General features: G+C 70.6%; 8 protein-coding genes and 4 pseudogenes. 5 read left to right on the forward strand and 7 right to left on the reverse strand.

Features of this window, described 5'->3' with window-relative positions:
- Positions 1-198 precede the first annotated feature (198 nt).
- The 4 genes from AB0D85_RS40700 to AB0D85_RS40715 all read right to left on the reverse strand — a co-directional run bounded on the left by AB0D85_RS40700 (position 199) and on the right by AB0D85_RS40715 (position 6,718).
- Complete coding sequence (locus AB0D85_RS40700) at positions 199-924, reverse strand: class I SAM-dependent methyltransferase (RefSeq protein WP_362332272.1); 726 nt, start codon at positions 922-924, stop codon at positions 199-201.
- A 136-nt stretch (positions 925-1,060) separates the two neighbouring features.
- The gene (locus AB0D85_RS40705) at positions 1,061-3,508 is read right to left on the reverse strand and encodes a SpoIIE family protein phosphatase (protein WP_362332276.1); all 2,448 of its coding nucleotides are present in this window, start codon (positions 3,506-3,508) and stop codon (positions 1,061-1,063) included.
- 163 nt (positions 3,509-3,671) lie between these two features.
- Positions 3,672-6,101, reverse strand: a complete 2,430-nt coding sequence (locus AB0D85_RS40710) for an MFS transporter (protein WP_362332279.1) — start codon at positions 6,099-6,101, stop codon at positions 3,672-3,674.
- A 173-nt stretch (positions 6,102-6,274) separates the two neighbouring features.
- Positions 6,275-6,718: an SRPBCC family protein gene (locus AB0D85_RS40715; protein ID WP_362332282.1), complete on the reverse strand. Its 444-nt coding sequence runs from the start codon at positions 6,716-6,718 to the stop codon at positions 6,275-6,277.
- 204 nt (positions 6,719-6,922) lie between these two features.
- Here AB0D85_RS40715 and AB0D85_RS40720 point away from each other — a divergent pair.
- Positions 6,923-7,153, forward strand: a pseudogene (locus tag AB0D85_RS40720) (radical SAM protein); the annotation flags it as partial.
- Between the two features lie 862 nt (positions 7,154-8,015).
- Here AB0D85_RS40720 and AB0D85_RS40725 read toward each other — a convergent pair.
- From AB0D85_RS40725 to AB0D85_RS40735, 3 genes and pseudogenes are all read right to left on the reverse strand, one after another.
- A pseudogene (locus AB0D85_RS40725) lies at positions 8,016-8,757 on the reverse strand (leucine zipper domain-containing protein); the annotation flags it as partial.
- Positions 8,754-9,365, reverse strand: a pseudogene (locus AB0D85_RS40730) (Cmx/CmrA family chloramphenicol efflux MFS transporter); the annotation flags it as partial. The pseudogenes AB0D85_RS40725 and AB0D85_RS40730, both read right to left, overlap by 4 nt.
- Before the next feature lie 397 nt (positions 9,366-9,762).
- On the reverse strand, positions 9,763-10,728 hold the full coding sequence (locus tag AB0D85_RS40735) for an Lrp/AsnC family transcriptional regulator (RefSeq protein WP_362332285.1): 966 nt from the start codon (positions 10,726-10,728) through the stop codon (positions 9,763-9,765).
- Between the two features lie 104 nt (positions 10,729-10,832).
- Here AB0D85_RS40735 and AB0D85_RS40740 point away from each other — a divergent pair, with 104 nt between their 5' ends.
- The 4 genes and pseudogenes from AB0D85_RS40740 to AB0D85_RS40755 form a co-directional block, all read left to right on the forward strand.
- Positions 10,833-11,738, forward strand: a complete 906-nt coding sequence (locus tag AB0D85_RS40740) for an NADP-dependent oxidoreductase (protein WP_362332288.1) — start codon at positions 10,833-10,835, stop codon at positions 11,736-11,738.
- 9 nt (positions 11,739-11,747) lie between these two features.
- Complete coding sequence (locus AB0D85_RS40745; protein ID WP_362332291.1) at positions 11,748-12,203, forward strand: antibiotic biosynthesis monooxygenase family protein; 456 nt, start codon at positions 11,748-11,750, stop codon at positions 12,201-12,203.
- Between the two features lie 268 nt (positions 12,204-12,471).
- Positions 12,472-12,894 (forward strand): hypothetical protein, encoded by a 423-nt coding sequence (locus AB0D85_RS40750; protein WP_362332294.1) that lies wholly within the window; start codon positions 12,472-12,474, stop codon positions 12,892-12,894.
- A 37-nt stretch (positions 12,895-12,931) separates the two neighbouring features.
- Positions 12,932-13,172: pseudogene (locus AB0D85_RS40755) on the forward strand (hypothetical protein); the annotation flags it as partial.

Here is a 13,172-nt window from a genome sequence, read left to right on the forward strand (position 1 = left end):
TCACGTTACGCGCCGCGGGGCACCGCGGCCACGGTGCGACAGGCCGTCCAGGCGGGTGAGGGTGTCCGCCCACGTGCCGACACCGCCCCCGGCCGCACCCGGACCGGCCGCACCCGGACCGGCGGTGCCGGTCCGGGGCTCCGCCGGCAGTTCGTGACGGACGGCTGCCCCGGCCGACACCGACGTCCGGCTGTCGTGTCAGTTCTCCCGTCCCGCCAGCAACCACTTGGACGGCAGGATGATCGGGTCCCCGTCGGGGGTGAACTCGGTGGTCGTCAGGGGTAGTTCGCCGTTCGCGAGGACGGTGAGGCCGGCGTTGCGCAGGTATGCGGGGACCGCGTCGTCGGCGACCTCGCCGGGGGCTATGCCGTGCCGGAAGACCGGGGCGAGCTTGGGCGGCGGGCCGGACGGGCTCTGGGCGAGGCCGCCGAGGACCGGGCGGGCGGCCTCGGAGAGTTCGACGAGGAAGACCCGGCCGCGGCTGCCGACGAGGGTGGCGATGGCGTCGATCATCGGCTGCCGGTCGTCGGGCTCGCACTGGTGCAGGACGCCCCGCATATAGACGTTGGCATCGCCGAGTTCCGCGTGCAGGGCCTGGGCCTCGCTCTTCTCGGCCCCGTCGAGCAGCCGGTAGTGGGCCTGGCCCGCGGGGTCGGCGTGCCGGGCGTGTTCGAGGGCGGCTTCGGCCATGTCGACGCCCAGGACGCGTGGGAAGCGCTGGGCGAGGAATCTGGTCTGGGTGCCGTTGCCGCAGCCCAGGTCGACCAGGGGCAGGCCGGGATCGGTCAGCTCGGATTCGAAGAGGGAGACGTGGACGGCGGCGGTCACCGCCGGTTCGGCGTCCCAGAACACCGCCCCCGGCTCGTCGGGCGCCTCGCGCCAGAAACCCTCCCAGGCATCCCGGTACCGACTCGTCACGCTCATGGCCAACTCCCCAGGGTGAAACCGCAGATGACCGTCGTCAGTGACGGGCGAGTACGGTTTACCGTGCGCCGGTTACAGCCACAAGCGCCCGGCGCGGTCCTTCACCCCGCGTTCGACGGAACGCGCGCCCCCGTGGTCAGCGGCGCCGTGAGGTGAGTTCGAACCACACCGTCTTGCCGGCGGTCGTACGGCTGGTGCCCCATTCCCGGGCGAGGGTGCTGACGACCCGCAGTCCGCGTCCGGAGTCGTCACCGGGGGCCGTGCTGAGCAGGGTCGGCAGGGTGTGGTCGTCGTCATCGACCTCGCACAGCAGGGTCTCGCCGCGGATCAGCCGGAGCTGGACCGGGCGGCTGTGGGAGTGCCGTATCGCGTTGGTGACGAGTTCGCTGACCATGAGTTCGGCGGAGTCGGCGAGCCGGGCCAGGCCCCAGTCGTGGAGTTGTTCGCGGACGACGGCGCGGGCGCGGCGGACCTCGGCGGGGTCGAGGGCGAGCCGCCATTCGGCGACGTCGTCCGGTTCGATGCCGTTGAGCCGGGCCATCAGCAGGGCCACGTCGTCCTTGCGGCCGCCGCGGGTGTTGAGGGCGCGGATGATGGTGTCGCAGGCGTCGTCCATGGAAGCGGCCGGGTGCGCGGCGGACTCGCAGAGGGTGGCGAGGCCGACGCCGATGTCCTCGCCGCGCATCTCGACGAGCCCGTCGGTGCACATCACCAGCCGGTCGCCGGGGTCCACGCGTACCCGCATCGACTCGAAGGCGACCCCGCCTACTCCTATGGGCGCTCCGGTGGGCAGGTCGAGGAGTTCGCTGCGGCCGTCGACGGCTCGCACCAGCACCGGGGGGATGTGGCCCGCGTTGGCGAGGTGCAGTTCGCCCTCGATGGGGTCGTAGACGGCGTAGAGGCAGGTGGCGAGGTAGCCGTCGCCGAGGCGCTGGGCCAGGTCGTCGAGGTTGCGCAGGAGTTGGGCGGGCGGCAGGTCCATGGCCGCCATCGTCTGGACGGCGGTGCGCAACTGTCCCATCATCGCGGCCGAGTTGAGGCCGTGCCCCATGACGTCGCCGACGACCAGGGCGGTGCGGGCGCCCGGGAGTTTCACGGAGTCGAACCAGTCGCCGCCGACGCGGCCGAGCAGCGTGCCCGGCAGATAGCGGGTGGCGATGTCGCAGCCCGCCATGCGCGGCGGGATGTGCGGCAGCATGCTGTCCTGGAGGGTCTCGGCGACGCTCTCCTGGAAGGTGTACATACGCGCGTTGTCGAGCACGAGCCCGGCGCGGGCGGCGAGTTCGGCGCCGGTGACCCGGTCCATGTCGTTGAACATCTCGCGCCCGGGGTGGCGCAGCAGGATCATGAAGCCGAGCACGACATTGCGGGCCTTGAGCGGGACGACCAGCATCGAGCGGCCGGTGATCAACGGCCGGATGTCGCGCTTCTCGAACTGGGAGGCGATGGCGTGGCCCATCTCCTCGCTGATGCGGGGCACGAGGACCGGTTCGCCGGCGGTCATGCACTGGAAGAACGGGGTGTGCGCCGGGAACGGCATGGCCTCGCCGACCGGTACGACGTCGTCCCAGCGGCCGGGTTCGTCGGTGTGTTCGAGGGCGACCCGGTGCCACATGGTGGTGGTGTCCGGCACGCCGTCCGGGAACCCCTCACCGGCGACGACCTGTTCGCGCAGATAGGTGCCGGCGACGTCGGTGAAGCGGGGTACGACCGCTCTGCTGACCTCGACGATGGTCCGGGACAGGTCGAGCGAGGTGCCGATCTTCCCGCTGACCTCGTTGAGGAACTCCAGGTGCTCGCGGACGGCCGCGTACTCGAGGTCCTCGCCCTCCTCGTCGGCGAGTTCCTCGGGCAGGGGCAGCCCCTGGGCGGCGACGAGGGCGGCGCGCTCGCGGCGGGCCTTGCGCTCGGTGCGGCGGGTGACGCCCCAGTCGGGGGTGACGGGGACCCGGTCGTTCTGGCTGAACTCCAGGATCGGGTAGCCGAGTTCGAGGACCTGGGCGACGATCCGGGCGCCTTCGTCGACGCTCATGCTGGGCAGGATCTCGGGCAGCCTGCGGGCGAGTTCCTCGGCTCCGGGGAAGTCGGTGTGCAGGGCGAATCCGGGTGCGATCCGCTCGAACGCCACGCCCTCGTCGCGCTCGGACCGGCGCAGCAGCTCGGCGTCGGCGGCGAGCACCAGCAGCCGTTCATGGCCCGGGCCGACCAGCGGATAGGCCCACCAGAGCACATCGGCGCGGTCACGGCCGGGCACGGTGAGCCGGGCGCGGCCCGCGGCGGGGAAGTTCAGCCGTCCGTCGAGGGAGGACTCCAGGTCGGGTCCGAGTCCGTCGTACGCCGCGTAGGCCCCGTACGGGGTGATCTCGTCGTCCTCGGGGAGCGCGCCGGAGACCGGCAGCAGGTCGAGCACGGAGCGGCCGATCGCCTCTTCCTTGGCGGCGCCGAAGAGCCGCCGGGCGCCGGTGCTCCAGTGGGAGACCTGGCCCTCGCGATCGACGACGACCACGGCCAGGGGGATGCGGCCTGCCGCGCCGTCCCCAGCACCGAGGCTGGGAGGTGCGTCCCGCTCGCTGCCACGGTCCATGGCCCAGGCCCTCTCTCCCCACGGCTCCGCAAAAGATCTGTGCCGCCCGCCACTACCGTACGGTGGCGGCCGGTTGCGATGTGTGGCAATGCTGGAATTGGTTCCACCCGATCGCACCGGCGCGCAGGTCCGCGCCCCTGTCCCCCGCGCCCTCGCCGGATGCTCAGTCCTCGTGGCCCAGTTGGAGGTCACGCTCCGTCCGGCCGCCGCCGGCGACCTGGAGAACCGTGGCGACCGGTGGGTAGCCGGCGGCGATGACGGTGTACTCGCCGGAGGACAGGTCGACGAACCGGAACGTTCCGTCGGGGCCGGTGGTGAGGGTGTCCACGACGTTCCCGGCGGCGTCGAGCAGCGTCACGCGCGCGTCCTCGACGGGCCGTCCGCCGCCGGCCCGGACCGTGCCCTTCAGCACGGCGCCGCCCGCGAGTTCGACGTCCTGCCGGGTCTCCCGGGAGGCCTGGACGGTGACCGGCAGGGCGGCCGGGCGGAAGGCGGGGGCGCTGGCGGCGAGGGTGTACTCGCCGGCCACCAGCTCGGTGATGACATAGCCGCCCTCGCGCCCGCTGCGGACACTGGCGACGACCTCGCCGTGCACGTTGGTGAGGGTGACGGTGGCGTCCCGCACCGGGGTGCCGTCGGCGGTGAGCACACTGCCCGCGAGGCGTCCGGCGCCGCCGAGGACGACGTCCAGCTCGACGGGCCGCTCGCCGACGGTCACGGTGACGGCCTGCGGCTGGTGGCCGCCCGCCGCGGCGATCAGGACGTACGACCCGGAGCCGGGCGTGGACAGGGCGTACCGTCCGTCCTCGGCGCTGGCGCCCCGGCCGATCTGCTGTCCGGCGGCGTCGATGAGGGTGAGGGCGGCGCGGGGCACCACGGTCCCGTCGGGGTGCTGCACGGTGCCGCAGACGGGGATCCCGGCACCGGTGTGCGGCCAGCGGGGCGAGACGGGGGTCCCCCCGGCCGGAGGCTGGGGGCGGGCCTGCGGGATGGGGGCGGTCACGGGCGTGGACTCCGTTTCGGCTGTCGGGTGGGACACCAGCGGTTTCTCCTTGAGGAAGCAGGCGATGAGCAGCCCCAGGACGAGCACCGGGACCAGGTAGAGGAAGATCCGGGGCATCGCGTCGGCGTAGGCGCGGATGTAGGCGTCGCGCAGCGCCGGGGGCAGCGCGTGGACGAGCTGCGGGGTGAGGGACTCGGGGTCGGGGAGGCGGGCTCCCGCGTGGGCGGGCAGCCGTCGGTGCAGGGCGTCGGTGAGCCGGTCGGCGAACAGGGTGCCGAAGACGGCGGCGCCGACGCTGCCGCCGATCTGCCGGAAGTAGTTGTTGGCGCTGGTGGCGGTGCCGAGGTCGGCGGGCCGTACGGAGTTCTGCACGGCGAGGACGAGCACCGGCATCACCATGCCGATCCCGGCGCCGAGGACGGCCATCCAGATGCTGTACTGCCAGCGCGGGGTGCCGATGTCGAGGCGGGACAGCAGCCACATGCCGACGACGGACAGTCCCCCGCCGAGCACGGGGTAGATCCGGTAGCGCCCGGTGCGGCTGATGAGCTGTCCGGCGACGATCGAGGCGCCGACGATCCCGCCCATCATGGGCAGCATCAGCAGCCCGGACCCGGTCGCCGAGGCGCCGTCGACCATCTGCAGGAACGTCGGCAGATAGCTGGCGGCACCGAACAGCGCGACCCCGATGACCAGTCCGACGAGACCGGTGACGTTGAAGACGGGGTCGGCGAACAGCCTGGGCGGGATGAGGGGTTCGACCGCGTGGTGCTCGACGACGAGGAACAGCACGCCGGCGACCAGTGCCCCGGCGCCGAGCCCGAGGATCACGCGCGAGCCCCACGCGTACTCGGTCCCGCCCCAACTGGTCAGCAGCACGAGGCAGGTGGAGGCGGCGGCCAGCAACAGCGCGCCCAGCACGTCGAAACGGCCGCGGGCGCGGGGCTTGGGCAGCTTCAGTACGACGGTGACGACGGCCAGGGTGACCAGCCCGAAGGGGACGTTGACGTAGAAGCACCAGCGCCAGGAGAGGTGGTCGGTGAAGTAGCCGCCGAGCAGCGGCCCGGCGACGGAGGCGAGGCCGAAGGCGGCGCCGATCAGGCCCATGAAGCGGCCGCGCTGCCGGGGCGGCACGATGTCCGCGATGATCGCCTGCACACCGATCATCAACCCGCCCGCGCCGACGCCCTGGACGGCGCGGAAGGCGATCATCTGGTCCATGGTCTGCGCCCGTCCGGCGAGCGCGGAGCCGACGGTGAAGACGAGGATCGCGAACTGGAAGACGCCCTTGCGGCCGATGAGGTCGCCGAGTTTGCCGTAGACGGGCAGGCCGACGGTGGCGGTGAGCAGATAGGCGGTGATCGCCCAGGACATCCGGTCGAGGCCGTGCAGCTCACCGACGATCTTCGGGAGCGCGGTGGCGACGATCATCTGGTCCAGCGCGGCGAGGAGCAGGGCCAGCATCAGCCCGCAGAACACCAACCAGGTGCGGCGCGGCCCGAGTCCGGGCGCCGGGGCGGGTTCCGGCACGGGGGCGGCCGAAGGCGCCGCGGCCGGTTCCTCGTACTGCACCAGCGTCGTACCGCCCACGTACCGCTCCCCTCGTCGCACCTGCGCACAATTGCCGCCGTTAGGCGACAACTACGAGCAAGCACGACGAGTTACGGCACAAGACCGTCCGGCACGGAGATCCACTCGAACCGGTGAGGGGGGGCCAACGCCCCCTGCCCGTCCGGAGGTTGCCTACCGGCGGGCGGCCGGGGTCACTTCTCGACGTCGGCGGCGAGCTTGGCGAGCACACCGTCGTAGATCCGGCCGAGCCCCTTGGGCGCGAAGGTCTTCTCGAAGAAGCCGCCGATGCCGCCGGCGCCCTGCCAGGTGGTGTGGACGACGACCCTGGACCTGCCCTCGCCGGCCGGGGTGACGCGCCAGGTGGTGACCATGGAGGAGTTGCGGTCCTTCTCGACCAGCTCGCCGTCGGTGGGCTCGCTGACCTCCAGGAGGCAGTCCCGGACGCGCTTGCTGGTGGCCTGGAGCCTCCAGTGGACCAGGGTGCCCTCGCCGTCGCCGCCCTCGCGCACCTCGTACTCGCTGAAGTGCTCCGTCAGCAGGTTCGCGCGCGTGCCGCTGTAGTCGGCGAGCGCGTCGAACACAGTTTCCGCGTCCGCGGCGACGACCCGCTCCGTAGTGGCCTCGACCTGCGCCATTGCGTTCCTCCAGCACCTGAGTTCTCGGGGTTGCACCAAGCCAACCACCCCGGCGCCCGGCCGCCCAAATCGGGGTACCGGAAGCGGGCCCCGAGCGGTCGGGAACGCGATCGGAATCGGCGTCCGCACGGTCTCCACGGATCGTTCGCACGATCATGGGAACAGATGTTCTATTCTGTGGCGCAGTGCTACCGAGGAGGCGTCATGCGCTGGGAGAACCTCACCGAGGAGACCGGACACAGCCGGGCCGGCACCGCGCTGTTCGGCGCGGACGCGGTCACCACCCGCACGTTCGACACCCCCGAGTTCAGGGGGATCACCTTCCACGAGGTACGGGCACGATCGATCATCAACCGGGTGCCGGGCGCCTCGCGGATGCCGTTCGAATGGACGGTGAACCCGTACCGGGGCTGCACGCACGCGTGGCTGTACTGCACTTCATGACCCTCTTGAGCCCGGGAGGGCCGATGCTCAGCACCCCAAACGCGGACAAGGCCTGGAAAGGCATGACGAGGTCATTCCCGACCCCGGAGGCGCCAGACCAGTATGCCGCCCCGGACAAGGCGGAACGGACGGCCTACGCCGTGCTGCTACACGGACCGGCGGCGCGCTCAGGGGGCGCCGACGCGAGTCAGTGGCTGCTGCTGCGCGATCGCACAGCCAAGCGCCTGTAACCGGCACACCAGCAGCAGCCACACTCCAGGAACGCGTCAGTCGCCCAGGACGCCGTCGAGGCAGCCCTGCACCGGCCCGTACAGGCCACGCGGAACCAGCCTGCGGACCATCGCCCTGCGAGGCCCGGACGACCCCTCCAACCGCAGGATGCCCGGCTGTCTATTCAGCGTCACAGCAGCGTTCTGCATCGGTTCGTTTTTCTTCCTGCGGATGCTCCTCGGAAGTTGAGCCCGAGTTGTTCTTCTGACGGAGTATCAATCGGGTAGGGGGGCTTGGTCGTCCAGCCCTCCTACCCGACCGATACGTCGGCGTCTCGTGATGGGCATCCCCGGGTTCCGGTGGTGTCCCTGAGGGGACATTTTGCTGCCACCGGCCGGACACGACAACGACGCTGATCGCCGAAGTCCCCAGCAAGACACCGATGAGACCCGTCAATGCACCAGCCGGGACACGCATCGGCCTCCACCAAGACCCTTGACGGCCTCACACGAGTACGCCCAGTCCCGATCGTCTGCCTCTGGTTGTGCGCGAGCACCCGGCGCCTGTGGAGCCTGCCCACCGTGCGGGCCGCCGAGTGGAAACACGACGCCGACCGGATCGCCAACCGCATCGGTTCCCGCGAGCGCGCGAAGACCGCGGCGCGGAAGTTGGCGCCGTTGTCGGTGACCACGCGGACGATCCGGTGGATGCCGTGGGCGCCGAAGAAAGCGCGGGCGCGACCGAGGAAGGCCACGGTGGAGGCTGCTTTCTCGTCGGGGAGGGGTTCGGTGGAGGCGGGAGAACCCGTTGACGGCGGAGTGCAGGTGGACGTACCTGCCTCTGGCGCCGGCGGTCTTCGCGCGCTGGGCGTCCCTGGCCTGTTTGGAGTCGCGGCCGTGGGCCCGCCAGACGCCTCCGTCGGGGATGCGTCCGACTTTCTTTTCGTCCAGGTGGACCATGTGGCCCGGTTAGCGGGCCACGATCCGTTTCGGCGGGCACCGGTTGGCGGAGCTGTCGGGGTCGAGGAACCGGCGGTGGTTAATACCCAGGCGTGTCAGCGACCGGCCCACAGTGCGTTGGCTGATCCGCACGCCCTCTTCCGCGAGTTCGAGCGCGATCCGGCGGGCGGACCACTTTGGGTTCCGCCGCAGTTGCTCGATCCGTTCGACGATCTCGGGTGGGGTCTGGGTCGGTGAGGAGTGCGGGACGCTGGAGCGGTCCCTCAGCCCTGTTTCGCCGTAGGTGTCCTATCGGTTCTTCCACTTGGACAGGCAGGCGCGGGAAACGCCAGCCTCGGCGGGGACGTGCGCAGTCGAACGGGTGCAGCAGCGCTCGACGAGACTTCGGCGTCCCTAGATGGTCAAGGGGGTGTTCGCATGCGTCACCGGAGAACCTCGCTGCTCCGGCCGGCCGCGACCACTGCGCGCAGGGGGAACGCGATGAGTAGCGCGACTGCGACGAGAAGCCCGCTCACCCACAACGGCCCGAGGTCTCCGACCACAGTGGTCAGGGTGGTTGCCGCGATGAGCGGTCCGACGGCGGCGCCGATTTTGAGTGCGGCGGTCGCGTAGGAGCCGGCCATGGTGGGGGCCTCGGCCGCCTCGTAGAGGATCCGCGTGATCAGGGTGCTGCCCAGCGCGAACGACAGCGCACCCTGGACGAACACGAGGACGAGCAGCGCGACCGGCCGGTCAGCCAGCACCGCCAAGGCGGGCCAGCCGATGAGCAGCAGCGGACCGCCGACGGCGAGGATCAGGCCGGGGCGCTGGTCGGACAGCCGTCCGACGACGGTGACGCCGACGAAGGAACCGGCACCGAAGAGCACCAGGACGACGGAGATCCACAGCTCGCCCAGCCCGGCGGCGCCGGTCACGACCGGGGCGAGGAGCGTGATGCCGGCAAAGGTCGCCGCGTTCACCAGCGCGCCGAGCAGCACGACCACGAGCAACCGCAGACTCCCGAGCTGTGCGAGCTCCGCTCGCAGGGTCGGCCCCTCAGCCGCGTCCTTCTGCCCACGGCGCAGCAGGCCAGGCCCCGGCCGACCTGGCATCGGCCTCGCGGGCGTCGTCCGAATGCGCGGAGGGCGCCGACCGCGAAGAGCCGCCCCGTGGCTCCGCAAACGCGGCTCCACACCTGTGATCACGAGCTTTGCCGCAGCATCGCTGTTGAACTCACGCACCGCGAAGACGCCGCTCCACACGAGCCGATCCATTGCCTCGGACGCGAGGCACTGGATCCGTCCCCCAAGCGCCTCCCCTCATCGTCACCCGCTACGCCTGCGACGCCCACGGTCACCTGGACCTGAACCTGATTGGGTGCGGCTCTCGCTGGTGGAGAGCATGCGGGTGTTCCGCGGCAACGTGGCGCCGTCTCCGCTTCAGGCCGGCTTTTCAGCGGTGTCGGCCGGCGCGTTTGACGACCCGGATCACGGGGGCGGTCTGGGTCTCGCCGATCTGCGGCAGTGCGCCGAAGCGTTCGGTGAGGTATCGGTAGAGGTCTCGGCCATCGCGGCAGACGACTGAGGCGAGCAGGTTGGTCGGTCCTGTGGTGGCAGCGCAGAAGGCGACTTCGGGGTGGGCGGCGACAGCGGCGCCGATCTCGGCGAGGTGTGCGGGCGGCACGCTGGCCCACAAGCGTGCCTCGGCACAGTAGCCCAGCGCCGCTGCATTGACGTCGAGGTCGAAGCGGAGCAGATCGGCCGCGCACAGTGCATGGATACGGCGGGCGACGGTGGACTCCGACCAGCCGGTCGAGGCGGCGAGTGCGGGGTACGGCGCACGTCCGTCGACGGCGAGGGTTTCCAGCAGGGGCCGGTCGGCGTCGACCAGAGGGCCGGTGCGGACGTCCTCGTACGTCGGCCGCAGGACGGCGATCTGGTCGGTGGTGAGGGGGCCCGGTCCCTCGAAGCCGTGCCGGGCCGTGCTGAAAACGTTCAGCACACTGTGGGCCGTGACCGACACCACCGGTACGGTCTGGTGCAGGCGTTGCAGGATCAGCTCGTCGCGTTCGCGGGCGGACCAGGATCGCAGGCTGGCGCTGATCTCGGTGCCGCCGGAGAGCAGAGCGACCCATCGGGTGTCGTCGCGGCGGGCGAGGGCCTCGGCGACCTGGAGGGCGGACCCAGGCCTGCACTGCACTCGCACAACCCATTCCGCGCCACCGAGGCGACTGGCGTCGACGACCCCCACCAAGTTGATCACCTTGTTGTCGCGCAATCTCGCGTAGCGACGTGCGGCTGTCCGGTCGGATACGCCGATCACCTCGCCGATGCGCGCGAAAGACGCTCGCGCGTCGAGGTGCAGAGCGTGCAGCAGCTTCCGGTCGACGCTGTCCAGCGTGACTGAATCCCTCTCCATGGGTCACCATGGTGCTGGATTCCCGCAAAGCAGCGGGATGTGGTTCGGGACCGGGCACACGGCGCCGATCCTTGCAGCAGTCCGAACGAGCTGTTGGAGGGATGATGAAGGCTGTGAGATTCGCCCGCTACGGCGGGCCGGAGGTCCTGGAGCTCGTCGATGTCGACGCCCCGCACGCGCGAGCGGGTGAGATACGCGTCGCCGTGCGCGCGGTCGGCGTGAACGGCCTCGAAGGGAAGATTCGCCAAGGCCTGCTCCGAGACGTCCGTCCGCTGCGACTGCCGGCCGGTACCGGTGGCGACGCGGCCGGGATCGTCGACGAGGTCGGTGCCGGCGTCACCGGAATCCAGGTCGGCGACGCCGTGTTCGGCTCCGGTCGGGAGACATACGCTGAACATGCCGTGCTCACCTCATGGGCGCCGAAGCCGCCGACAGTACCCTTCACGGAAGCGGCCGGCTTCGCCACCCCGTTCGAGACCGCCCTGCGCGTCCTTGATGACGTCGGCGTGCGCAGCGGGCACACAGTCCTGGTCAACGGTGCCAGCGGCGGTGTCGGGTCAGCCGCTGTCCAGTTCGCCGTCGATCGAGGTGCCTTCGTCATCGGTGTCGCCGGTCCGTCGAACCAGAACTATCTCGCCACGCTGGGCGCCACCCCCACCACTTACGGCCCCGGGCTCGTCGGCCGGGTCCGCGCGCTCGCTGCGACCGGCATCGACGCCGCCGTGGACGTGGCCGGGTCCGGCGTCATCGCCGAACTCGTCGAACTGACCGGTGATCCCGCCCGTGTCGTTTCCATCGCCGACTTCACCGCCTCCGAGCACGGCGCTCGGGTGTCCACCGGTTTCGGCCGGGACAGGAGCCAGGCCCTACGCGAAGGCGCACGCCTGGCCTCGGCCGGCCGGTTCACTCTGCCCGTCACGCGAACGTTCCCCCTCGCCCAGGCCGGAGCGGCCCAGGCCGAGAACGCGACCGGCCATGTCCGCGGCCGCATCGTCGTCACCGTGCCCTGACCGGCCCCCATGATCATGCCGACCGCAGATGTTCGCGACCGCGGCCCGCTGTCGCCGTCGCTGCGATCGGCCGCCGTTCGCGATCACCGACATCAGGGAAAGGACACCATGCCCATCACCCTTGTCAACAGCTTCACCGTGCCGCCCGACAAGGAGCAGGCGTTCCTCCATGCGTGGCACAGCACCATCGACCATTTCGCCACCGCGCCGGGGTTCCTCCAAACCCGCCTGTGCCGCAACACGGGCCTGAACGACACCACCTTTCGGTACGTCAACGTCGCGCTGTGGGAGGACGTCGATGCCTATCGCGCCGCCTTCCGGGATTTCACGCCCGCCGGACAACGCATACCCGGCGTCAAGGCATACCCAGGCCTGTTCGAGGTGATCGTGGAGGTCAACGGCGCAAGCCGACACCTCGACCGGGCCCGGCAGACGAGCCCGTCGGACCCGGCTCTTCCGCAGTGAACGGGTGCCGCTGAACATCGTTGCCGTGAGTGATGCACAGCCGGACCTGCGTCCAGGCCCGATCCGCTGCCGCGGCCCTCAGGTTCCGCCACCGCCGTACACCTCCGCCGCGCCCTCGGACAGAGCAACGCTTCAGGTTGAAAGGCCCGGCCTGGACCACGGTCACCGTTCACCTGGGGACCCGCCGTCCCACAGCGGTCTGCCTCCTCATGCAGTCCGGCCATCCGACGGCGAGCGGTGAGCTCGGAGGGGAAGTAACAATGGACACATGCAAGAACTCCAGGTCAGAAGCGGTCCGCCGCCTCGGCAGCTGCCGGATCGACTGCGCGTGGTCGGGCCGGGCTGGCACCCGCTGCTTCTACGGCTGCACGAACGACTGCTTTCTCTGGAGGCGGACTACCGAATCGAGGACCTAAAGGAAAAGCTCGGCGGAGTCCGGATCCACGTCATGGCTGCCTCCACCACTGCGCACGCGGAGATGCGCGGCTTTCTCACTGAAGCCGAGAAACAGTCGGAGACCATCTGTGAGTTCTGCGGGCGACGCAGGCGACGCAACGATGACCCAGCGGGGTGGATCAAAACCGTCTGTGACCACTGCCATGCCGGGTGGTCGCACCACACCATCCTGATCATCAACGGGGAAGTGCGGCACCGATCCCACGAAGGCCGACGACGGAAATCCACCCCATAGTGTCTTGAGCCCAGGCACGAATGCCGGAAGGGCGACGATGGAACAGCCGCGGATACGCCTTGGCAGCAGCGGGCACAGCGAGGTGACCGCCCGCCGATTCGCCCCCCACACCGCGATCCGCTCGCCGTCCAGGCCCGTTCGCTCACGCCAGAGTTCAAAGCTGAGATCGTCGAGTTGTGCCGAGGACTCGAACGGTCAGCCGGTCGCCGTCACCGGCGCCTACATCGAACCGACCGCCGCCTGGCAGGGCGACGGCCCCCGGCCGCTGGTGGCGCTGG

Origin of the sequence: Streptomyces sp. NPDC048277 (assembly GCF_040652235.1) — a bacterium.
Lineage (GTDB): Bacteria > Actinomycetota > Actinomycetes > Streptomycetales > Streptomycetaceae > Streptomyces.

Excerpts from the sequence above, each read along its gene's own strand:
- AB0D85_RS40700 (WP_362332272.1), bottom strand. The coding sequence starts at position 924 with ATGAGCGTGACGAGTCGGTACCGGGATGCCTGGGAGGGTTTCTGGCGC.
- AB0D85_RS40705 (WP_362332276.1), bottom strand. The coding sequence starts at position 3,508 with ATGGACCGTGGCAGCGAGCGGGACGCACCTCCCAGCCTCGGTGCTGGG.
- AB0D85_RS40715 (WP_362332282.1), bottom strand. The coding sequence starts at position 6,718 with ATGGCGCAGGTCGAGGCCACTACGGAGCGGGTCGTCGCCGCGGACGCG.
- AB0D85_RS40735 (WP_362332285.1), bottom strand. The coding sequence starts at position 10,728 with ATGGAGAGGGATTCAGTCACGCTGGACAGCGTCGACCGGAAGCTGCTG.
- AB0D85_RS40740 (WP_362332288.1), top strand. The coding sequence starts at position 10,833 with ATGAAGGCTGTGAGATTCGCCCGCTACGGCGGGCCGGAGGTCCTGGAG.
- AB0D85_RS40745 (WP_362332291.1), top strand. The coding sequence starts at position 11,748 with ATGATCATGCCGACCGCAGATGTTCGCGACCGCGGCCCGCTGTCGCCG.
- AB0D85_RS40750 (WP_362332294.1), top strand. The coding sequence starts at position 12,472 with ATGCAAGAACTCCAGGTCAGAAGCGGTCCGCCGCCTCGGCAGCTGCCG.